Source organism: Providencia rettgeri, from assembly GCF_001874625.1.
GTDB lineage: Bacteria > Pseudomonadota > Gammaproteobacteria > Enterobacterales > Enterobacteriaceae > Providencia > Providencia huashanensis.
Window position 1 is genome coordinate 4,394,050 of sequence record NZ_CP017671.1, and the last position, 21,078, is coordinate 4,415,127.

A 21,078-nucleotide genomic window follows, 5' to 3' on the forward strand; every position below is an offset into this window, starting at 1 on the left:
TATTAAACGAACAAATAGGCCGTCACCCCGAGGGATGATGACTTAAAAATTAATCATGAAATGTTCGTCAGCTATTGCTGGCCCGATTCTAAAAGGTCGTCTTGTTCTTGGCCTAACAGCGCCAATTCCAACAATGCATAGCGGTGTTCAACAAAGCTGTGAGCGTTGTTAGCTACCGTCAGTTTGAATAACGCAACTGCGCTATTCTTATCCCCCAGACTTAGGTAATGCTTACCTAAATAGAAGTTAGTTTCACTGAGATGCTCAGCGAGCGAAGTGTTATCCGTAGACGTTTCTTTCAAACGCTCCATCAATGTTGTTTCATTGATATTGCCAAGATAGAATTCTACGATATTCCAGCCCCATTGCCCTTTCTCCGCTTGGTTGTAACGAGCAGCAAGATTATCTTGTGCCGTACGCGGGTCTATGTCTTTTTCTACAAGATAAAGCCATAAAACACGAAAAGGATCATTTGGATCTATCTGATAATACGCCAGCAGATCATCCTGCGCTAGTTTGTACCGTTCACCGTAATATAAAGCGATGCCACGATTCATCCGCGCGAAATTGTAAGTTGGATCAAGCTCTAAAACAGAATCAAACGCTTCATAGGCAGCATCATAGTTCCCTGCCTGCGTAAAATATATCCCTAAAAAATTAAAAACTTCAGGAATATCAGGACGTATGGCTAACGCAGTTGAAAAATCATTACGCGCCAGCGCCCTTAAACCTAGACTATCATACAACACACCGCGCTCATATAAAAGCTGTGCGTATTCGTCATCGGTTAAAGACCGGCTCGCAAGGATTTGTTCCATACGAGCCAATATCACTTCTTGTTGCAATGAAGGTTGAAGTGGAACGGCAAAAACCTCGTTCTTTCGCCAATCTTTGCTGCTACATCCAATAATAACAAAAAAGATAAGCGCCAAGAGCACACGCGGTAACGTGCGATAATCTCTTACCCGAAGACAGATACTGTTCAACATACTCCGCCCTTACATTACCACGCATTTACAACAAATTATGGTTTCAGCAAATTTAGGCTGATAGCGCTCTAAACAAATAGAGCGCAGCTAGGTCAACTTATTCTGCTGAGTCCTGAGGTTGCGAACTTGGTTCCTCAGTTGCTACCGCTTCTTTCATGCTAAGGCGGATACGGCCTTGACGGTCGATTTCTAATACCTTAACTGGGACTTCTTGACCCATTTGCAGATAATCAGTCACTTTCTCAACACGCTTATCTGCGATTTGAGAAATGTGTACTAGACCTTCTTTACCGCCACCAATAGCAACGAATGCACCAAAGTCAACGATACGAGTCACTTTACCTGGGTAAATACGACCAACTTCAACTTCAGCAGTAATATCTTCAATACGGCGAATGGCTTCTTTCGCCTTGATACCATCAGTTGCAGCAATTTTCACTGTACCATCATCTTCGATTTCAATCGTAGTGCCTGTTTCTTCCGTTAATGCACGGATGACAGAACCACCTTTACCGATGACATCTTTAATTTTGTCTGGATTGATACGAATCGTATAGATACGTGGTGCAAATTCAGAGATTTCTTCGCGAGGACCATTAATAGCTTGTTCCATCGTCCCCAAGATGTGCAAACGTGCGCCTTTCGCTTGGTTCAGAGCAACCTGCATAATTTCGCTGGTAATCCCTTCGATTTTGATATCCATTTGCAGTGCACTGATACCATCACGGCTACCGGCAACTTTAAAGTCCATATCACCTAAGTGGTCTTCATCACCTAAAATGTCAGATAGGACAACAAAATCGTCACCTTCTTTCACCAGCCCCATTGCAATACCAGCAACAGCAGCTTTAATTGGCACACCTGCATCCATTAATGCGAGTGAAGCGCCACAGACAGAAGCCATAGATGATGAACCGTTAGATTCAGTAATTTCAGATACAACACGGACAGTATATGGGAAATCTGCGTGATCTGGCATTACAGCTAACACACCACGTTTCGCTAAACGACCATGACCAATTTCACGACGTTTCGGTGAACCTACCATACCAGTTTCACCAACAGAGTATGGAGGGAAGTTATAATGGAATAAGAAACGGTCAGTGTATTCGCCCATTAACTGGTCGATAACCTGTGCATCACGCTCTGTACCTAAAGTTGCAGTTACCAGTGCCTGAGTTTCACCACGTGTGAACAATGCAGACCCATGAGTACGTGGCAGAACACCGGTACGCACATCAAGTGCACGAACCATGTCTTTTTCACGACCGTCAATACGAGGTTCACCACGGATAACACGGCTACGTACAACTTGTTTTTCTAAGTTACCTAAAATATCAGCAACTTCAGAAACATCAACGTTTTCATCTTCAGCGACTAATGTAGCAATGACTTCATCTTTGATTAAATCAACTTGCGCGTAACGTTCTTGTTTCTCAGTAATGCGGTAAGCATCACCCATACGGCTTTCTGCTAATGCCGCAATGCGGTCATTTAATGCTTGGTTAACTGGCTCTGGATGCCAATCCCATTTTTCTTTACCTGCTTCTTTGACCAACTCATTGATGTTTTGAATAACAATTTGTTGTTGGTCGTGGCCAAATACGACCGCACCTAACATTTGTTCTTCGCTTAACAAGTCAGCTTCAGATTCAACCATTAAGACCGCGTTATTGGTACCTGCAACCACTAAATCTAAACGGCTGTTTTTCAGCTCATCAGCTGTTGGGTTCAGAACATATTGGTCATTGATAAAACCAACACGAGCAGCACCGATTGGGCCATTAAATGGCGTGCCAGACAGCGCAAGAGCTGCAGATGCACCGATCATCGCAACGATGTCAGGGTTAACTTGTGGGTTAACAGACACAACTGTAGCAATGATTTGAATTTCGTTTAAAAAACCTTCTGGGAACAGAGGGCGCAGTGGACGGTCAATCAAGCGTGCGATTAACGTTTCGCCTTCACCAGGACGACCTTCACGACGGAAGAAACTCCCTGGGATACGGCCTGCTGCGTATGTACGTTCTTGATAGTTAACAGTTAAAGGGAAGAAATCTTGACCTTCTTTAACTTTCTTCTGAGCAACCGCAGTAACAAATACCGCAGTGTCATCCATGTTAACCATAACAGCGGCTGTCGCTTGACGCGCCATCATTCCCGTTTCAATCGTAACGGTATGTTGACCATATTGGAATTTACGAACAATAGGATTTAACACAATATTACCCTTTTTGTAAGGCTATCTGAGCATCTCGGATAGCATTGGCTTATTCTTCCTACAGCCTCGCGACTAATGAGAAGATTGATATTCAAGTCATCAATGTTCTCATTAGCCGCGCGAATCGGATGTAGCGAAGAGGCATTATTAAAACAACTAATTACAAACCATAGCTTAACATTTAAGTTAAGAACAATTCGAGTATTACTTCAACTTTCAAAATAACTTTTAGAAGAAAAGGGGCCTGTGGCCCCTTTTCTCTGAAACTGACTCTACTCGTCATACTTCAAGTTGCAACGTTGTTGACTACACTCATTCGTACTAGTCACATACTGATGTACATTCCTAGCCACTCACTCATTGGTCGCCTAGCCGCAACTGGAATTATCTAGAGTAAGATTAGCGGCGCAGACCTAAACGCTCAATCAGAGCAGTGTAGCGTGCGATATCTTTACCTTTCAAGTAAGCTTGTAAGCGACGGCGTTGTGCAACCATACGCAACAGACCACGACGGCTGTGGTGATCTTTTTTGTGCTCTGCAAAGTGGCTTTGCAGATGGTTGATTTGTGCAGTCAGCAGAGCGATTTGTACTTCGCTTGAACCAGTGTCATTTTCACCGCGGCCGAACTCAGCAACGATTTTAGCTTTCGCTTCATTACTTAGAGACATAATAAACTCCAAAATGATTAATGTAAGTGATGAGAGCCAATCTCTAATTTAGCATCTCAAGATTAAGCGCCGCTATTCTACGCTGCTTATAACAGCAAAGCAATAAGCGCCACTATGCGGATTGTTCATTTTCCACAACCAAACGCTTTGGTGCCACACGGCCATCTTCGCTAATCAGAGCAATACCGATAAAACGCTGCTCTTCACCGCAAGTCACTCGGACCATGTCCCCTTCAATGAGACCTTCAACATTCGCCCTAACAGGTTGACCCTGTTTAAAGTAAGCCGCTGTTTCTTCAGTTATATTGATAGCTGGAAAATGAACAACTGCGGTATCCATTGGCAATAACAAGCTATCCAGTAATGATTCAAAAGAACCTTCTCCTGCATCTACTTGTGCCCGCAAAGCGGCTAATTGCTCTAATGTTACCATGCGCTCATATGGGTAATTAGCGACTTGAATACGCCGTAGATAAATCACATGAGCGCCACAGCCTAACATTTCGCCTAAATCATCAACAATAGTACGAATATAAGTCCCTTTCGAGCAATGAATTTCCAGTTCTAACTCATTATTTTCTAAACGAATAAACTGTAGTTCATACACAGTAATTGGGCGGGCTTCACGCTCAACCGTAATCCCTTTACGTGCATATTCATACAATGGACGACCTTGGTGTTTTAATGCGGAATACATCGAAGGTACTTGCAGTGTATCGCCTCGGAAAAACGCTAAGGCGTCATCTAACTGTTGCGGCGTAAACTCAACGTTACGCTCGCTGATGATTTCGCCATGAGAATCCGATGTATCAGTACGTTGACCTAAACGAGCTACTACACGATAACGCTTATCTGAATCGAGTAAAAATTGGGAAAACTTCGTTGCTTCACCAAGGCAAACGGGCAACATACCTGTTGCTAACGGATCAAGCGCCCCTGTATGCCCAGCTTTATTAGCATTAAAAAAGCGCCGCACTTTTTGCAGCGCATCATTAGAAGAAATATCCGTAGGTTTATCCAGCAGCACTACACCGTCGATATCACGGCCGCTACGACGACGCCCCATTATTTTTCCTCTTTATCATCTGCATCAGCACGACGTTTTTCATCATCGCGAATGACATTCGAAACGAGGTTAGACATACGCATACCATCAACCAAAGAACTATCATAAGAGAATGTCAGTTCAGGAATAACACGTAAGCGCATGGCTTTACCTAATAAAGAACGAATAAAACCTGAAGCTTCATTCAGCGCTTTAATGCCTTCTTTTACCATATCAGACTCATGTTCTTCATGAGAGATATTTAAAAACGTAACGAATACTTTACCGTATGCCAAGTCCCTAGACAGTTCAACACCAGAAACCGTTGCCATACCAATGCGAGGATCCTTCACTTCACGTTGCAAAATGATTGCAATTTCTTTTTGCATTTCTTGTGCAACGCGCTGAGAACGACTGAATTCTCTTGCCATTGTTCTATCTCCTGACAAATTGGGGGCTAAGCCCCCCAATGGAAAATAAAGTATGAAGATATTTACCCGCTTCGCTTTATAACAAAGTGATATTACGGGTATCTATAAAATTAACCGTCGATCGAACGCTTAACTTCAATAACTTCGAAGACTTCAATCATATCGCCGACACGAACATCGTTGTAGTTCTTAACACCGATACCACATTCCATGCCGTTACGAACTTCAGCAACATCATCTTTAAAGCGACGCAGAGACTCTAACTCACCTTCGTAGATAACCACGTTGTCACGCAGTACACGAATTGGGTTATTACGCTTGATGGTACCTTCTGTAACCATACAACCTGCAACAGCACCAAATTTCGGTGATTTAAATACATCGCGGACTTCTGCAAGACCAATGATTTGTTGTTTGTATTCAGGTGCCAACATACCGCTCATTGCTTGTTTGATTTCATCAATCAAGCTATAGATAACGGAATAGTAACGTAAATCAACGCTTTCACTTTCAATGACACGACGCGCAGATGCATCTGCACGGACGTTAAAGCCAAGAATGATAGCATTTGATGCCGCTGCCAATGTTGCATCTGTCTCAGTGATACCACCAACGCCAGAACCGATGATTTTAATTTTAACTTCATCAGTTGACAGTTTCATCAGAGAGTCAGTGATCGCTTCACAAGTACCTTGAACGTCAGTTTTCAGCACGATATTCAGTTCAGAAACTTTACCTTCTTCCATGTTCGCAAACATGTTTTCCAGTTTAGATTTCTGCTGGCGCGCTAATTTAACATCGCGGAATTTACCTTGACGATATAGAGCAACTTCACGGGCTTTTTTCTCATCACGAACTACTGTCGCTTCATCACCAGCAGATGGGACGCTTGATAGCCCCAAAATTTCAACTGGCATAGAAGGGCCTGCAGATTGAACTTCTTTACCTAATTCGTTACGCATTGCACGAATACGGCCATATTCAAACCCACATAAGACGATATCGCCTTTGTTCAGTGTACCTTCTTGAACTAAGATAGTTGCCACTGGGCCACGACCTTTGTCTAAGTAGGATTCAACAACAACACCGCTTGCCATTCCTGCATAAACTGCTTTCAGTTCTAAAACCTCAGCTTGCAGTAAGATAGCATCCAGTAGGTCATCAATACCTGTACCTTTCTTAGCTGATACGCTAATGAACTGAGTATCACCACCCCAATCTTCGGAAATAACACCGTATTGAGATAACTCATTTCTGACGCGGTCTGGATCAGCTTCTGGCTTATCGATTTTGTTGACTGCAACCACAATTGGTACACCCGCTGCTTTCGCATGCTGAATAGCTTCAATTGTTTGTGGCATAACACCATCATCGGCAGCAACAACAAGGATTACGATATCCGTTGCTTGTGCTCCACGAGCACGCATAGAGGTAAACGCGGCGTGACCTGGGGTATCTAAGAAGGTAATCATACCTTTATCGGTCTGTACGTGGTACGCACCGATATGCTGAGTAATACCACCGGCTTCACCTGATGCCACTTTCGTTGAACGAATGTAGTCAAGTAAAGACGTTTTACCATGGTCAACGTGACCCATAATAGTCACAACTGGTGCGCGTGGTTCTTGTAATGCAGAGCCTGTATCACGGTCATTCATTACCGCTTCTTCTAGCTCATTTTCACGACGCAGAATAACTTTGTGACCCATTTCTTCTGCAACAAGCTGTGCAGTTTCTTGGTCAATCACTTGGTTGATAGTCGCCATAGCGCCCATCTTCATCATTGTTTTGATGACTTGAGAGCCTTTAACCGCCATTTTATTAGCAAGTTCGCCTACAGTGATCGTTTCACCAATGATAACATCGCGGTTTACCGCAGCAGCTGGCTTAGTAAAGCTTTGCTGTAAGGAACTGCCTTTACGTTGTTTACCTTTAGTACGACCTGAACGACCTGCTGCACGCTCTTCTTCGCGATCAGCTTTCTCTGAAAGCTTGTTACCTTTTTTCTGGCGAGGTGCTTTAGCGGTACGGTTACGAGAACGACGGCCTTCTTCTTTCGCATCATTTTCATCTTCAGCGGCACGAGCGTGCGTAGAAGTGGTTGTATGATAATCGCTGTCTTCTTCAGTTTTAGTTTCAGCCGTCCATTTTTCGCCATTTTCTTCAGCCATTTTACGGGCTTCTTCAGCAACACGACGCGCTTCTGCTTCAACTTTACGTTGAGTTTCTTCTTCAGCTTTGCGTTTTAGCTCTGCAGCTTCAGCTTCACGGCGTTGTTTGTCGGCATTAGTTTCAGACGATTTGCCTGCTTTTTGATGATTTTCGCTTGGTTTCACTTTTTCTCTTTCCGCTGCTTCGCGCGTAGCTTTATCTGCTGCTTCACGTTTTGCTTTATCTTCGGCATCACGTTTTGCGTTTGCTTCTGCTTCGCGTTTTGCAGCTTCTTCTGCTAATCGCTTAGCTTGTGCTTCACGTTGTGCCAGTTCTTCAGCTTCGCGCTGTGCCTGCTCTTCCGCTTCACGCTGTGCCTGCTCTTCCGCTTTCGCTTCTTCAGCGTCACGGTTCACATAAGTGCGTTTTTTGCGGACTTCAACATTTACCGATTTGCTTTTGCCACCGGTGACCGGAACACTCAACGTACTACGAGTTTTACGTTGTAGTGTTAACTTACTTGGCTGACCCGCCGCCCCGCCTTGTTCGCGGTTTAGGTGGTTCAGTAAAGCTTCTTTTTCTGACTGGCTAACAGAGTCATTCTCACTTTTTTTGATCCCTGCTTCAGCAAATTGCTGTACCAGGCGATCAACTGTGATTTGAATTTCCGTTGCCAATGTTTTTACAGTTTCTGTCATGCCGTTCCTTCCTGCTACAGTGTTTACGCATCGTTACCGAACCAGCAAATATTACGTGCGGCCATGATGAGCGTACCTGCTTTCTCATCATCCAGACCTTCAATATCAATCAGGTCGTCGATGCCCTGCTCAGCAAGATCTTCCAGTGTACAGATTCCACGAGTAGCCAAGTTATAGGCAAGAGTACGATCCATACCGTCAAGATTCAACAAATCTTCTGCTGGCTGATTATCACCTAGGCTCTCTTTTTGAGCCAACTCAATTGTGGTGAGGGCAGCTTTCGCTCTTTCACGTAGAACTTCAACGGTATCTTCATCAAGACCGTCAATTTCCAGAAGTTCATTAATAGGCACGTAAGCCAGTTCTTCTAACGTAGAGAAGCCTTCTTCAACAAGTGCAGTGGCGAACTCTTCATCAATATCAAGATGCTTGGTGAATGTATCAATAGAAGCATGTGCTTCTGCCTGATGTTTTGCATTTAGCTCTTCTGCGGTCATGACATTCAGTTCCCATTTGTCATCACCACGGTGTTTTTTCAGCAACTGAGCAGCTAGACGAACGTTTTGACCGTTACGCCCTATTGCTTGTGCCAAGTTACTGCTTTCTACGGCAACATCCATCGTGCATTTGTCTTCATCGACGACGATAGATGCAACATCAGCCGGAGCCATTGCATTAATAACGAACTGAGCTGGGTTATCATCCCATAACACAATATCGATTCTCTCGCCGCCTAACTCACTAGAAACGGCTTGAACTCGCGCACCACGCATACCAACACAAGCACCAACTGGGTCGATACGTTTATCGTTAGTTTTTACAGCGATTTTTGCACGAGAACCTGGATCACGCGCAGCGGCTTTAATTTCAATAATTTCTTCGCCAATTTCAGGCACTTCAATGCGGAATAATTCAACCAACATTTCCGGGCGAGAACGCGTAACAAAAAGTTGTGCGCCGCGAGCTTCAGGACGGACATCATACAGGACTCCGCGTATGCGGTCACCTGGGCGGAAGTTTTCACGTGGCAACATATCTTCACGCAGAATAACCGCTTCAGCGTTATTACCTAAGTCTAACGTGATGTTTTCACGGTTAACTTTCTTCACTTGAGCAGTGATAATTTCGCCTTGTTGCTCACGGAATTGGTCAACAACCATAGCACGTTCAGCTTCACGAACTTTCTGAACAATAACTTGTTTTGCAGTTTGTGTTGTAATGCGGTCAAACACAACAGATTCGATCTGATCTTCAACATACTCACCTAGTTGCAGTGCAGGGTCTTCGTATTGCGCTGCTTCTAATGTGATTTCGCGAGTTGGCATTGTCACTTCATCGACAATTAACCAACGACGGAACGTATCAAAATCACCGGATTTACGGTCAATCTCAACACGAACATCGATTTCTTGCTCATATTTCTTTTTGGTTGCCGTCGCTAATGCCGTTTCCAGAGCCTCGAAGATTTTTTCACGAGGGAGGGATTTTTCGTTAGAAACCGCTTCTACAACAGCCAGAATTTCTTTATTCATCCTAGTTGCCTCATTGAACTTTATTAAAAGTGGGGTACCAAGTTAGCTTTCTGGATGTTGCCGAGGGCGAACACCTCATCCTTACCATCTACAGTAACCGTAATCATTTCACCGTCTACGGCTTTGATAATTCCTTGCCATTTACGGCGGTTCTGCATTGCTATACGCAAAGTTAACGCCACCTCTTCACCAACAAAACGCTCGTAATGAGCGACTGTGAATAATGGGCGCTCAAGCCCAGGTGACGATATTTCAAGGTTATAAATAACAGAAATTGGATCTTCGACATCCAATACTGCACTAACCTGATGGCTGACATCAGCACAATCGTCAACAGTGATGCCTTCTTCACTATCAATGAAGACACGCAGTGTCGATGTGCGACCACGGACAAACTCTAAGCCAACAAATTCAAAGCCTAGCGCCTCCACAGGTGCTGAAATCATCTCTGTTAATTGCTGTTCTAATGTGGACAAGCCCACCCCCAGACATAAAAAAAGGGCTATAAAAGCCCAGTTAATTCGATTGTCAAATAACAAAAAACCCCGAAATTCGGGGCTTTATGCAACTGGACCCTGTAGTGCACGGGTTCACCATATTCTTATTATACCTGCAAAGTCTAGAGAAATCGATGAGAAATTTTGGGAGCTATTAGATAACTACACTTGATTGCTACATCTGACAACAACTCTGACTACGATACTGACAAGGTATGTTGAATAAGAAATGGTTGCGGGAGCCGGATTTGAACCGACGACCTTCGGGTTATGAGCCCGACGAGCTACCAAGCTGCTCCATCCCGCGTTCGAAAACGTGACATATTCTACACTGATAACTCGTAAACTACAAGCTATCAAAATAATGGTGCCGAGGACGGGACTTGAACCCGTACGCCCGTTTTGTAGGCACTACCACCTCAAGGTAGCGTGTATACCAATTTCACCACCTCGGCACTGAGGCGAGGTTATCAATTTAAAATCAATAACCTCAAATTTTTAACTTCTTGCTCATTTCTGAGCTTACTACTTAATGATGACAATAACTGCCTTCATTCGGAATCTTTAACACTTAACGAGGAATATCGCTCGTTGGTGTAGCTGGTGCTGCCGGCACGTCTGTTGGTTGCTCGACTTTCGCAGGTTCACTAATGTTTTCCCACTTACTACCACTACCAGTTCCATACTTATTTGCAGTCATATTGCCAAGTATTAAACTGATGATGAAAAACACAGCAGCCAAGATTCCAGTCATACGAGTCATGAAGTTACCTGAACCCGATGAGCCAAACAGTGTTGCAGAAGCACCCGCACCGAATGATGCACCCATGTCAGCACCTTTACCTTGCTGTAACATAATCAGAGCAATAAGCCCGATAGCTGCTAGCAGGAAAATAATTAAAAGAGCTATGTACATTTGAGTTACCTATTCAGTTACGGTGCATAGCCTAATGCTATGACCTTTATCACTGCACACCCGCCCAATTCCCCGCAAAAGGACACTCTTACAGGATTGAGCAGGTGCGAATACTACCCAAAGCTGAGCCGACAAGCAAGTCTATTTTAAACTCTATCGATTATTTGCGGAAAAAAACAACAAATATTCGAAATATTGCTCAGCTTTATTTATTACAATCAACCTGCGGCTTTAACTGCATCCGCAATACGATTCGCCATTGCAGTTACATCCGCTTCATTTTCGCCTTCAACCATGACACGAATTAACGGCTCTGTACCCGATTTTCTGAGTAACACGCGGCCTTTACCTGCCAGTTGCTTTTCAACTTCTTCATTAGCAGCAATAACCCCCTCATTTTGTAGAGGGTCGTGTGTGCCTTTGAACCGAACATTAACCAGCACTTGAGGTAATAATTTCATACCACTACATAAGTCATGCAAACTCATATGGTTACGTACCATAGCGCTCAAAACTTGTAGGCCAGCAACAATACCGTCACCCGTGGTGGTTTTATCCAGTAAAATTACATGGCCTGAGTTTTCCGCGCCCATGCGCCAGCCTTTTTCCTGTAATTTTTCGAGCACATAGCGGTCACCCACTTTAGCTCGTTCAAATGGAATGCCTAACTGTTTCAGGGCTATTTCTAAGCCCATATTGCTCATTAATGTACCGATTACCCCGCCTTTTAATTGACCTTGGCGTAGAGCTTCTCTAGCGACAATAAATAAGATTTGGTCGCCATCCACTTTTTCGCCCATATGGTCAACCATGATAATACGGTCACCATCACCATCAAACGCTAGGCCGACGTCTGCTTTTTCTTCTAATACTTTTTGTTGTAGTTGTCGAACATCAGTAGCGCCGCATTCTTCATTGATGTTGATCCCATTCGGGTCACAACCAATAGTAATGACTTCCGCACCTAACTCACGAAATACATTGGGGGCAATGTGATAAGTCGCACCATTAGCACAGTCAATAACGATTTTTAGGCTGGATAAGCTTTGCTCATTTGGGAACGTCCCTTTACAGAACTCAATATAACGCCCAGCAGCGTCTACAATCCGATTAGCGCGACCCAATTCTGCTGATTCGACACAAGTGATCGGTTTTTCCATTTCAGCTTCAATGGCTTCTTCGACTTCATCAGGTAACTTAGTCCCATCAATTGAAAAGAATTTGATGCCATTATCATAATAAGGGTTATGGGAAGCGGAAATAACGATCCCCGCTTCAGCGCGGAAAGTACGTGTTAAATAAGCCACCGCTGGCGTCGGCATTGGCCCTGTAAAAGATGCTGATAGCCCAGCGGCCGCTAGCCCAGCTTCTAGAGAAGACTCCAGCATATAACCAGAAATACGCGTATCCTTACCGATAATAATTTTACGTGAGCCATGACGCGCAAGGACTTTCCCTGCTGCCCAACCTAATTTTAAAACGAAGTCAGGAGTAATTGGGCTATCACCCACTTTGCCACGGATACCATCGGTACCAAAATATTTACGCTCACTCATACGCTTACTTTTCCTTTTCTGACAGAGTCATCTGTACCACTTGCATCGCTTGCACTGTTTCTTTGACATCATGAACTCGAATGATGTGCGCTCCTTGCATTGCAGCAATAACTGCGCAAGTAAGGCTGCCTGCGAGACGCTCTTGAGGTGGAACATTCAATAATTGCCCAATCATAGATTTACGTGACATACCTGCCAATAGCGGTAGTCCGAAATTATGAAATTGTTCTAAGTTTGCCAATAATTGATAATTATGCGACAAGTTTTTACCAAACCCAAAGCCTGGATCAAGGATAATTTGCTGCCTATCGATTCCAGCATTCACACAACGTGCAATTTCGGCCTCTAGATAGTCTTTAACTTCGCGCACAACATTCTCATAATTTGGGGCGGCTTGCATTGTTCGTGGCTGGCCTTGCATGTGCATAATACACACAGGTAACCCAGTTTGAGCAGCAACATCTAATGCTTCCGGCTCATGAAGTGAGCGAATATCATTAATCATATGCATCCCTGCCTTTGCCGCTTCAGACATCACTTGCGCTTTCGAAGTGTCAACAGAAATCCACACATCAAAACGTTGGGCAATAGCCTCTACTACAGGGATCACCCTATCAAGTTCTTCGCTAACAGAAACTTCAGCTGCCCCAGGACGAGTTGACTCACCACCAATATCGATAATGGTTGCCCCTTCTTGCACCATCCTAGCTACATGCTCTAATGCATCATGATAACGATTATGAGTGCCACCATCTGAGAACGAATCAGGAGTAACATTCAGAATCCCCATCACTTGCGGTGTGGATAAATCAAGGACACTGCCTCTCGCTTTGATTTGCATTGTTATTTTCCTTAACGAAAAAAACCCCAGCGAACTGGGGCTCTCGATTACCTTACTTTTCCGATAACTTATTGTGGCTTGTTATCGTTATTGTCTGATGGGTTTGATTCATCAGTATTGTTGCTTGGCTCTTCAGCATTATTTTTTGGTTCTTCAGTTTGAGGTTTATCAGCAACTTTATCGCTATTTGACGCACCTTTGCCAAATGTTCCAGTCACGTTACTGACTTTTTTGTCCTCATCCCAACCTGCTGGTTCACGTACTGGACGACGATTCATTAAATCATCAATCATTGGCATATCGATAGTTTCGTATTTCAACAATGCGTCTTTCGTTGCATGCAGAATATCAATATTGTCTTCCAGTGTTTTATAAGCCAATTGGTAGCAGTGGTCTAAGATTTTCTTAATTTCTTCATCAACAATACGCGCTGTTTCATCAGAAATACCTGAACCATTACCCGCAGAACGACCTAAAAATGCAGGGCCTTCTTCTTTTGAGTATTGCATTGGACCTAAACGGTCTGAGAAGCCCCACTGAGTCACCATGTTACGCGCTGTATTCGTTGCAAACTGAATATCAGAAGAGGCACCCGTGGTGACTTTATCTCGCCCGTAAATCAGTTCTTCTGCGATACGACCCGCATATGCTGTCGCAATCATCCCTTCCAGTTTTAAGCGGCTACGGCTAACTTCATCACCTTCTGGTAAGAAGAATGCCACACCCAGCGCTTGACCACGTGGAACGATTGTGACTTTGTGAACAGGGTCATGCTCTGGCATTAAATGACCGATAATCATATGGCCACCTTCATGGTAAGCCGTTGATTCTTTTTGTTCTTCAGTCATCATCAGAGAACGACGCTCAGCACCCATCCAAATTTTATCACGAGCTTTTTCAAATTCGACCATAGAAACGACACGCATATTTGCGCGAGCTGCGAACAATGCCGCCTCGTTCACTAGGTTGGCTAATTCTGCTCCAGAAAAACCAGGGGTTGCACGAGCAAGGATGAAAGTATCAACACTTGGGTCGATAGGAACACGACGCATATGCACTCTCAGAATTTGCTCACGGCCACGAACATCTGGCAAGCCAACAACAACCTGACGGTCAAAACGACCTGGACGTAATAACGCTGGGTCAAGTACGTCTGCACGGTTAGTTGCGGCAATAACAATAATACCTTCGTTACCTTCGAAACCATCCATTTCAACTAGCATCTGGTTCAGGGTTTGTTCACGTTCATCGTGACCACCACCTAAACCTGCACCACGTTGGCGACCGACAGCATCGATTTCATCAATAAAGATGATACAAGGCGCAGCTTTTTTCGCTTGTTCGAACATATCACGAACACGAGAAGCACCAACCCCCACAAACATTTCCACGAAGTCTGAACCGGAAATAGTAAAGAATGGGACTTTTGCTTCACCCGCAATAGCCTTTGCAAGTAGTGTTTTACCTGTACCAGGAGGCCCTACCATCAGGACGCCTTTAGGAATTTTACCGCCAAGTTTCTGGAAACGAGCAGGTTCACGTAAAAACTCTACGATTTCACCGACTTCTTCTTTCGCTTCATCACACCCTGCAACGTCTGCAAATGTTGTTTTTATCTGATCTTCCGTCAACATGCGGGCTTTACTTTTGCCGAATGACATTGCCCCCTTGCCGCCGCCACCTTGCATCTGGCGCATAAAGAAAATCCAGACACCAATCAACAGAAGCATTGGGAACCAGGAAATGAAAATAGATGTCAGTAAGCTAGGTTCTTCTGGTGGTTCACCAACGACAGTCACATGCTTATTCAGCATGGTGTCTAACAGCTTCTCATCCTGCATAGGAAGATAAGTTGTATAGCGGCTATTATCAGCCTTTCTGACGTTCAGTTCACGACCTGTGATACGAACTTCACGTACCTGATCCTGGGCTAACTCATTGATAAACGTAGAATAATCAACTCTGCGACTATTCGAATCGCTTGGGCCAAAACTCTGGAACAAGGACATCAGAACAACTGCGATGACTAACCAGAGAATCAGGTTTTTCGCCATGTCACTCAAGGGATTAACCTCATATTACAACTGTGTTAACAAATAACGCTCAGGGTACTATAGTTTTAGCCCTGTCGCTACAATGTATACTTCACGTGACCGTGCCCGCGAAGATTCAGGTTTACGAACTTTTACTTTCGTAAACAGGGAGCGGATATCCCTAAGGTAATCGTCAAAGCCTTCTCCCTGAAACACTTTAACAATGAAACTCCCCCCAGGCGCCAATACAGCACGGCACATATCCAATGCTAATTCAACCAGATACATAGAGCGAGGAATATCGACCGCAGGTGTCCCACTCATATTTGGGGCCATATCTGACATGACCACCTGTACTTTTTTGTCGCCTACTCGTTCTAGCAAAGCGGCGAGCACTGCCTCGTCACGAAAATCCCCTTGAAGGAAATCAACGCCAACGATTGGGTCCATCGGTAATAAGTCACAAGCAATAACACGCCCATTATGACCTATTTGGCTGACAACATATTGTGACCAACCACCAGGGGCTGCTCCTAAATCAACAACGGTCATACCTGGTTTAAATATTTTATCACCTTGCTGGATTTCCTCCAGTTTAAACCATGCACGTGAGCGTAGCCCTTTTTTTTGTGCTTGCTGAACATATTTATCACTAAAATGTTCTTGCAACCAGCGACTTGAGCTTGCCGAACGTTTTTTATTGGCCATTGTGTCTTCCAACTATACTAAAAGATCTACACCTATGTTGCTGCTTCTTTACCATCGAACAGATATAATTGATGGTGATAGATATCAGATGGCGGTAGAATAAGCCATTTTCAATACTAACCAAGCAAAAAATCGATGAATCTTAATAAAAAACAAATTCAGCACCTAAAAAGTCTCGCTCATCACTTAAACCCTGTCGTTATGATTGGCAACAACGGTTTAACCGAAGGTGTCTTAGCTGAGATTGAACTCTCACTAGCGCATCATGAGCTTATCAAAGTCAAAATCGCAGGCGAAGACCGTGATACTAAAAATTTGATCGCTGATGCGATTGTTCGCGAAACTGGTGCAGTAAATGTACAAATCATTGGTAAAATTCTTGTTATTTACCGCCCTTCGGCGGATCGCAAAATCATTTTACCTAAATAATAACCCATCATTTATATAAAAATGCCATTGAAAGCATGTTTTATATGTTGAAAAAGGCCGCCTGCGGCCTTTTTCTTTAAATCCGGGGAAATAATATAACCAATTCAGTAAAATAGGAATCAGATATACTCAACTTTAAGAATTTCGAACTCTACATCCCCACCTGGGGTTTTGATTGAGACGACATCGTCAACCTCTTTACCGACTAAACCACGTGCTATTGGTGAATTGACTGAAATCAGATTAACTTTAATATCAGCCTCATCATCACCAACAATACGATACGTTAGCTCTTCGTCGGTATCAACATTTAATACTGTCACTGTTGCGCCAAAGATCACTCGACCGTTATTAACCATTTTGGTTACATCAATCACTTGTGCGTGAGAAAGTTTACCTTCGATTTCTTGGATACGGCCTTCACAGAAGCCCTGCTGCTCACGAGCCGCATGATATTCTGCATTTTCTTTTAAATCACCGTGCTCCCGCGCATCAGCAATTGCGGCGATAATTTCTGGGCGGCGAACAGATTTCAGGAACTCCAGTTCCTCTCTTAGTTTGTCCGCACCAAGTACTGTCATCGGGATCTGTTTCATTAATAAATACCTCGGTTCAATCCTATCTAAAAATAAGTATCTTCCTGATTTTGTAACAACAGCACACCGAACACCTCTGTATAACAGGGGGGTGTTCTAGGTAAAAAAAACTCAATCAGACTTATGTACTCATTTATCTTATCATAATGTACGCTATTTTAACTGAGACTTAATAGCGGGTCACCGTTTACTTTATTAGGCATTACACTTTAGTATGTGCTGTATGTCCACCCTAATGCGTGAAATATATGTCATTATTAACTTTAACCAGAAAATGGATAATCACTTTAGGGATCACCCTAGCCAGTAGCCAAGCTTTGGCGATCCCAATTGATGAATACAAGCAGTATCTACCTGACGGCACTAACCTTGCTCTGGTCGCGCAAACGGTGGGAAGTAATACCCCATTAATTGATTATAACGCCCAGCAAATGGCTCTTCCAGCGAGCACCCAAAAAGTGGTGACGGCACTTGCAGCATTGTTGCAATTGGGGCCAGATTACCGTTTTGTTACCAATTTTGAAACGAGTGCAAAACTGAGCAACAATACACTGACAGGTGACTTAGTCATCCGCTTCAGTGGTGACCCAACGTTAACTCGCCAGCAAATTCGGAACATGGCAAATGCGTTAAAACAGCTAGGGATCGAAAAAATTGATGGGGATTTGATCGTCGATATTTCCGCATTTACCAGCCACGATAAAGCACCTGGCTGGGTATGGAATGATATGACCCAATGCTTCAGTGCGCCACCTGCTGCGGCTATTATCGACCGCAATTGTTTTTCTGTATCCCTATACCCTGCTGAAAAAGCAGGTGATTTTGCCTTTATCAAAACAGCTAGTTTTTATCCTGTTAACATGTTCAGTGAAGTCAAAACATTGGCAAAAGGCTCTCCCGAAGCCCGTTATTGCGAACTTGACGTCGTACCCGGTGAGTTAAATCGCTATACTTTAACAGGTTGCCTTACTCAACGTAGTGACCCCTTACCTCTCGCTTTTGCGGTGCAAAATGGAGCTAGCTACTCAGGGGCAATTGTCAAAAATGAGCTCACTACCGCAGGCATCGAATTAGTCGGTCATATAAAAAAACGGACTCAGCCAACAGCTCAATCACAAGTGTTAGTCAAAACAGAATCTAAGCCCTTACATGACTTATTGAAAGTAATGTTAAAGAAATCCGATAACATGATTGCCGACACTGTTTTTCGTACCATTGGTCGCGAATATTATGGTGTTCCAGGAACATGGCGCTCAGGGTCTGATGCCGTAAGGCAAGTTTTGAAACAAAAAGCGGGGATCGATCTTGGCAATACTGTCATGGTCGATGGCTCAGGGTTATCACGCCATAATTTAATCACCCCGGCAACGATGATGGAAGTTTTGCAGTTTGTCGCTAAAAACGATCAACAGCTCGATTTTATCTCTATGCTCCCCTTAGCAGGTCATGATGGGACATTACGCTATCGTGGTGGTTTTGATGAGGCGGGCGTTAATGGGAAAGTGTCTGCCAAAACAGGTGCATTACAGGGGGTTTATAACCTAGCCGGCTTTATTACAACAGCCAGTGGGCAACGCGTAGCATTTGTACAGTTTATTTCTGCTTATGCCGTACCACAGAGCCAACAACGCAGTCGTCGTGTACCGTTAGTGCGCTTCGAAAGCCGTTTGTATAAAGATCTGTACCAGAAAAATTGATCAATCAAAATTTGGTAATTAAAAAAGGCGCCTTTGCGCCTTTTTTATGTCTCAACGATAACTATTTCTGGTAAATGATTTCGACGCCTTCGTCGTCATCTTCATCCCAATCGTCATCCCAGTCATCATCAATATCTTCAGCACCAGAAAGCTGTTCTTTGTGATAATCATCCCACATGAACTCGACTTTTTCTGGTTGCGGAGCATCTTCAGTGGTTGCCATATCGCGTGGCTGAGTATTCATAAATTCCATGATGTCCCAACAAAGTGCTTTTACACCTTCATGGTTAACTGCTGATATCATGTAATATTTATCTTCCCAACCCATTGCTTTAGCAATTTCTGCTGCGCGTTGTGCGGATTCTTCTTCACCTAAGATATCGATCTTATTAAAGACTAACCAGCGAGGCTTCGCAGCCAGTTTTTCACTGTATTTTTCTAGTTCACTGATGATGATCTTGGCATTTTCGACAGGATCTGATTCATCAATAGGACAGATGTCGATCAAGTGTAATAAAACACGACAACGTTCTAAGTGTTTCAGGAATTGGATCCCAAGACCTGCTCCTTCTGCAGCGCCTTCGATCAACCCAGGAATATCCGCGACCACAAAACTTTGTTCGTTATCCATACGCACCACACCTAGGCTTGGCACTAAAGTTGTGAATGGATAATCAGCTACCTTTGGCTTAGCGGCTGATACAGAACGTATAAATGTTGATTTACCTGCGTTTGGCATACCCAACATGCCTACGTCAGCTAATAGCATCAGTTCTAACAGTATTTCGCGAGTTTCGCCCTTCGTCCCCATAGTACGTTGACGTGGAGCTCGATTTACTGAAGATTTAAAACGTGTATTCCCAAGGCCATGAAAGCCGCCTTTAGCAACCATATGGCGCTGTTCATGGCGGGTCATGTCACAAAGGATTTCATTAGTGCCTAAATCGCGTACACGCGTTCCTACAGGGACTTTAACCGTGATATCTTGACCACGCTTACCGGTACACTCACGACTTTGACCATTTTGCCCACGTTCTGCACGAAATGATTTTTCAAAGCGATAGTCGATCAGGGTGTTGAGGTTTTCATCTGCTTGCAAGTAAACATCACCACCATCACCACCATCACCTCCGTCAGGTCCCCCTTTCGGAATGTATTTTTCACGGCGGAAGCTGACACAACCATTGCCACCATCTCCTGCCACGACTAATATTTTGGCTTCATCTACAAATTTCATAATTCTCTCTCCGTTTCTGAGCCATATAACGCTGGATGGCTGTTTTACTCAGAGATGGCGTATTTTTTAATACGAGTGCACTTCATTAGAAATAAAATGCCTGAATATAAAAAGCCCCGCAAAAGTTTTTTGCAGGGCTTTAATTCTGAATTAAAGATCAGAAAACTTATTCAGCTTCGATGCTGATAAATTTACGATTGTTTGGACCTTTAACTTCAAATTTAACTTTACCATCCGCTAATGCGAATAGAGTGTGGTCACGGCCACAACCTACGTTGTTACCTGCGTGGAACTTAGTACCACGTTGACGAACGATGATGCTACCTGCTAATACAGCTTCACCACCAAAACGTTTAACACCTAAACGTTTTGCTTCTGAGTCACGACCGTTACGAGTCGAACCACCAGCCTTTTTGTGTGCCATTAATCTGCTCTCCTAAATCTTAAGCGATGACAGTGATCTTAACATCAGTGAACCACTGACGATGACCCTGTTGTTTACGGCTATGTTTACGACGACGGAACTTGACGATTTTTACTTTTTCGCCACGGCCGTGTGCAACAACTTCCGCTTTCACTTTAACGCCTTCAACGACAGGAGCGCCGATTTGGATCTCATCGCCATTAGCAACCATCAGAACTTGATCAAATTCAACAGTTTCACCTGTTGCGATGTCCAGCTTTTCTAGGCGGACAGTTTGACCTTCGCTAACTCGGTGTTGTTTACCACCACTTTGGAAAACCGCGTACATATTAACTCCGCTTTCCGCGTACCCGTTAAATATCTCAATTCCAGAGCACGCTATAAAATATTCACAATAGGGCGCGAATT

19 protein-coding genes and 2 tRNA genes are annotated in these 21,078 nt (G+C 43.8%); 2 read left to right on the forward strand and 19 right to left on the reverse strand.

The features are described from left to right. Positions 1-71: 71 nt before the first annotated feature. The 15 genes from nlpI to rlmE all read right to left on the reverse strand — a co-directional run bounded on the left by nlpI (position 72) and on the right by rlmE (position 16,287). Positions 72-989, reverse strand: coding sequence for a lipoprotein NlpI (gene nlpI / locus RB151_RS20335; protein ID WP_225833090.1), 918 nt, complete (start codon positions 987-989; stop codon positions 72-74). A 97-nt stretch (positions 990-1,086) separates the two neighbouring features. After that, complete coding sequence (pnp, locus tag RB151_RS20340; protein WP_042845736.1) at positions 1,087-3,210, reverse strand: polyribonucleotide nucleotidyltransferase; 2,124 nt, start codon at positions 3,208-3,210, stop codon at positions 1,087-1,089. A gap of 399 nt (positions 3,211-3,609) precedes the next feature. Then, positions 3,610-3,879: a 30S ribosomal protein S15 gene (gene rpsO, locus RB151_RS20345; protein WP_004905890.1), complete on the reverse strand. Its 270-nt coding sequence runs from the start codon at positions 3,877-3,879 to the stop codon at positions 3,610-3,612. A gap of 112 nt (positions 3,880-3,991) precedes the next feature. Next, positions 3,992-4,945: a tRNA pseudouridine(55) synthase TruB gene (truB, locus tag RB151_RS20350; protein ID WP_042845737.1), complete on the reverse strand. Its 954-nt coding sequence runs from the start codon at positions 4,943-4,945 to the stop codon at positions 3,992-3,994. Further along, the gene (rbfA, locus tag RB151_RS20355) at positions 4,945-5,355 is read right to left on the reverse strand and encodes a 30S ribosome-binding factor RbfA (RefSeq protein ID WP_042845738.1); all 411 of its coding nucleotides are present in this window, start codon (positions 5,353-5,355) and stop codon (positions 4,945-4,947) included. The genes truB and rbfA overlap by 1 nt, the downstream gene beginning before the upstream one ends. Positions 5,356-5,465: 110 nt before the next feature. Beyond that, a complete protein-coding gene (infB, locus tag RB151_RS20360) occupies positions 5,466-8,204 on the reverse strand; it encodes a translation initiation factor IF-2 (protein WP_042845740.1) in 2,739 nt (912 codons plus the stop codon). 23 nt (positions 8,205-8,227) lie between these two features. Next, positions 8,228-9,736 (reverse strand): transcription termination factor NusA, encoded by a 1,509-nt coding sequence (gene nusA, locus RB151_RS20365; protein WP_042845741.1) that lies wholly within the window; start codon positions 9,734-9,736, stop codon positions 8,228-8,230. A gap of 23 nt (positions 9,737-9,759) precedes the next feature. Further along, positions 9,760-10,212, reverse strand: a complete 453-nt coding sequence (gene rimP / locus RB151_RS20370; protein ID WP_042845961.1) for a ribosome maturation factor RimP — start codon at positions 10,210-10,212, stop codon at positions 9,760-9,762. Positions 10,213-10,463: 251 nt separating this feature from the next. Then, a tRNA-Met gene (locus RB151_RS20375) sits at positions 10,464-10,540 on the reverse strand. A gap of 58 nt (positions 10,541-10,598) precedes the next feature. Next, positions 10,599-10,688, reverse strand: a tRNA-Leu gene (locus RB151_RS20380). Positions 10,689-10,804: 116 nt separating this feature from the next. Further along, positions 10,805-11,149: a preprotein translocase subunit SecG gene (gene secG / locus RB151_RS20385; RefSeq protein WP_042845742.1), complete on the reverse strand. Its 345-nt coding sequence runs from the start codon at positions 11,147-11,149 to the stop codon at positions 10,805-10,807. Positions 11,150-11,367: 218 nt separating this feature from the next. Beyond that, entirely contained in the window at positions 11,368-12,705 is a 1,338-nt protein-coding gene (gene glmM, locus RB151_RS20390) for a phosphoglucosamine mutase (RefSeq protein ID WP_048605844.1), read from the reverse strand. 4 nt (positions 12,706-12,709) lie between these two features. Next, the gene (gene folP / locus RB151_RS20395) at positions 12,710-13,546 is read right to left on the reverse strand and encodes a dihydropteroate synthase (protein ID WP_071548692.1); all 837 of its coding nucleotides are present in this window, start codon (positions 13,544-13,546) and stop codon (positions 12,710-12,712) included. A gap of 68 nt (positions 13,547-13,614) precedes the next feature. Next, positions 13,615-15,600, reverse strand: a complete 1,986-nt coding sequence (gene ftsH / locus RB151_RS20400) for an ATP-dependent zinc metalloprotease FtsH (protein ID WP_071548693.1) — start codon at positions 15,598-15,600, stop codon at positions 13,615-13,617. A 57-nt stretch (positions 15,601-15,657) separates the two neighbouring features. Further along, the gene (gene rlmE / locus RB151_RS20405; RefSeq protein ID WP_004905912.1) at positions 15,658-16,287 is read right to left on the reverse strand and encodes a 23S rRNA (uridine(2552)-2'-O)-methyltransferase RlmE; all 630 of its coding nucleotides are present in this window, start codon (positions 16,285-16,287) and stop codon (positions 15,658-15,660) included. 135 nt (positions 16,288-16,422) lie between these two features. Between rlmE and yhbY the strand changes: the two genes are divergently transcribed. Further along, positions 16,423-16,716 (forward strand): ribosome assembly RNA-binding protein YhbY, encoded by a 294-nt coding sequence (yhbY, locus tag RB151_RS20410; RefSeq protein WP_004905914.1) that lies wholly within the window; start codon positions 16,423-16,425, stop codon positions 16,714-16,716. Positions 16,717-16,835: 119 nt separating this feature from the next. Here the strand turns inward: yhbY and greA are convergent, their stop codons facing one another. Further along, positions 16,836-17,312: a transcription elongation factor GreA gene (gene greA, locus RB151_RS20415; protein WP_042845748.1), complete on the reverse strand. Its 477-nt coding sequence runs from the start codon at positions 17,310-17,312 to the stop codon at positions 16,836-16,838. Positions 17,313-17,560: 248 nt separating this feature from the next. Here greA and dacB point away from each other — a divergent pair, with 248 nt between their 5' ends. Continuing rightward, a complete protein-coding gene (gene dacB, locus RB151_RS20420; RefSeq protein ID WP_042845749.1) occupies positions 17,561-19,009 on the forward strand; it encodes a serine-type D-Ala-D-Ala carboxypeptidase in 1,449 nt (482 codons plus the stop codon). Positions 19,010-19,070: 61 nt separating this feature from the next. Here dacB and cgtA read toward each other — a convergent pair whose 3' ends face one another. The 3 genes from cgtA to rplU form a co-directional block, all read right to left on the reverse strand. Then, entirely contained in the window at positions 19,071-20,246 is a 1,176-nt protein-coding gene (gene cgtA, locus RB151_RS20425; protein WP_042845750.1) for an Obg family GTPase CgtA, read from the reverse strand. A gap of 166 nt (positions 20,247-20,412) precedes the next feature. Next, positions 20,413-20,670, reverse strand: coding sequence for a 50S ribosomal protein L27 (gene rpmA, locus RB151_RS20430; protein ID WP_004905922.1), 258 nt, complete (start codon positions 20,668-20,670; stop codon positions 20,413-20,415). A gap of 19 nt (positions 20,671-20,689) precedes the next feature. Then, complete coding sequence (rplU, locus tag RB151_RS20435; protein ID WP_004905925.1) at positions 20,690-20,998, reverse strand: 50S ribosomal protein L21; 309 nt, start codon at positions 20,996-20,998, stop codon at positions 20,690-20,692. Positions 20,999-21,078: the final 80 nt, after the last annotated feature.

What these genes read in the sequence shown, in the direction of transcription:
- glmM (WP_048605844.1), bottom strand. Translation starts at nt 12,705, where the DNA reads ATGAGTGAGCGTAAATATTTTGGTACCGATGGTATCCGTGGCAAAGTG.
- infB (WP_042845740.1), bottom strand. Translation starts at nt 8,204, where the DNA reads ATGACAGAAACTGTAAAAACATTGGCAACGGAAATTCAAATCACAGTT.
- truB (WP_042845737.1), bottom strand. Translation starts at nt 4,945, where the DNA reads ATGGGGCGTCGTCGTAGCGGCCGTGATATCGACGGTGTAGTGCTGCTG.
- secG (WP_042845742.1), bottom strand. Translation starts at nt 11,149, where the DNA reads ATGTACATAGCTCTTTTAATTATTTTCCTGCTAGCAGCTATCGGGCTT.
- rbfA (WP_042845738.1), bottom strand. Translation starts at nt 5,355, where the DNA reads ATGGCAAGAGAATTCAGTCGTTCTCAGCGCGTTGCACAAGAAATGCAA.
- rplU (WP_004905925.1), bottom strand. Translation starts at nt 20,998, where the DNA reads ATGTACGCGGTTTTCCAAAGTGGTGGTAAACAACACCGAGTTAGCGAA.
- rlmE (WP_004905912.1), bottom strand. Translation starts at nt 16,287, where the DNA reads ATGGCCAATAAAAAACGTTCGGCAAGCTCAAGTCGCTGGTTGCAAGAA.
- ftsH (WP_071548693.1), bottom strand. Translation starts at nt 15,600, where the DNA reads ATGGCGAAAAACCTGATTCTCTGGTTAGTCATCGCAGTTGTTCTGATG.
- dacB (WP_042845749.1), top strand. Translation starts at nt 17,561, where the DNA reads ATGTCATTATTAACTTTAACCAGAAAATGGATAATCACTTTAGGGATC.
- yhbY (WP_004905914.1), top strand. Translation starts at nt 16,423, where the DNA reads ATGAATCTTAATAAAAAACAAATTCAGCACCTAAAAAGTCTCGCTCAT.
- nusA (WP_042845741.1), bottom strand. Translation starts at nt 9,736, where the DNA reads ATGAATAAAGAAATTCTGGCTGTTGTAGAAGCGGTTTCTAACGAAAAA.
- nlpI (WP_225833090.1), bottom strand. Translation starts at nt 989, where the DNA reads ATGTTGAACAGTATCTGTCTTCGGGTAAGAGATTATCGCACGTTACCG.
- cgtA (WP_042845750.1), bottom strand. Translation starts at nt 20,246, where the DNA reads ATGAAATTTGTAGATGAAGCCAAAATATTAGTCGTGGCAGGAGATGGT.
- folP (WP_071548692.1), bottom strand. Translation starts at nt 13,546, where the DNA reads ATGCAAATCAAAGCGAGAGGCAGTGTCCTTGATTTATCCACACCGCAA.
- rpmA (WP_004905922.1), bottom strand. Translation starts at nt 20,670, where the DNA reads ATGGCACACAAAAAGGCTGGTGGTTCGACTCGTAACGGTCGTGACTCA.
- greA (WP_042845748.1), bottom strand. Translation starts at nt 17,312, where the DNA reads ATGAAACAGATCCCGATGACAGTACTTGGTGCGGACAAACTAAGAGAG.
- rpsO (WP_004905890.1), bottom strand. Translation starts at nt 3,879, where the DNA reads ATGTCTCTAAGTAATGAAGCGAAAGCTAAAATCGTTGCTGAGTTCGGC.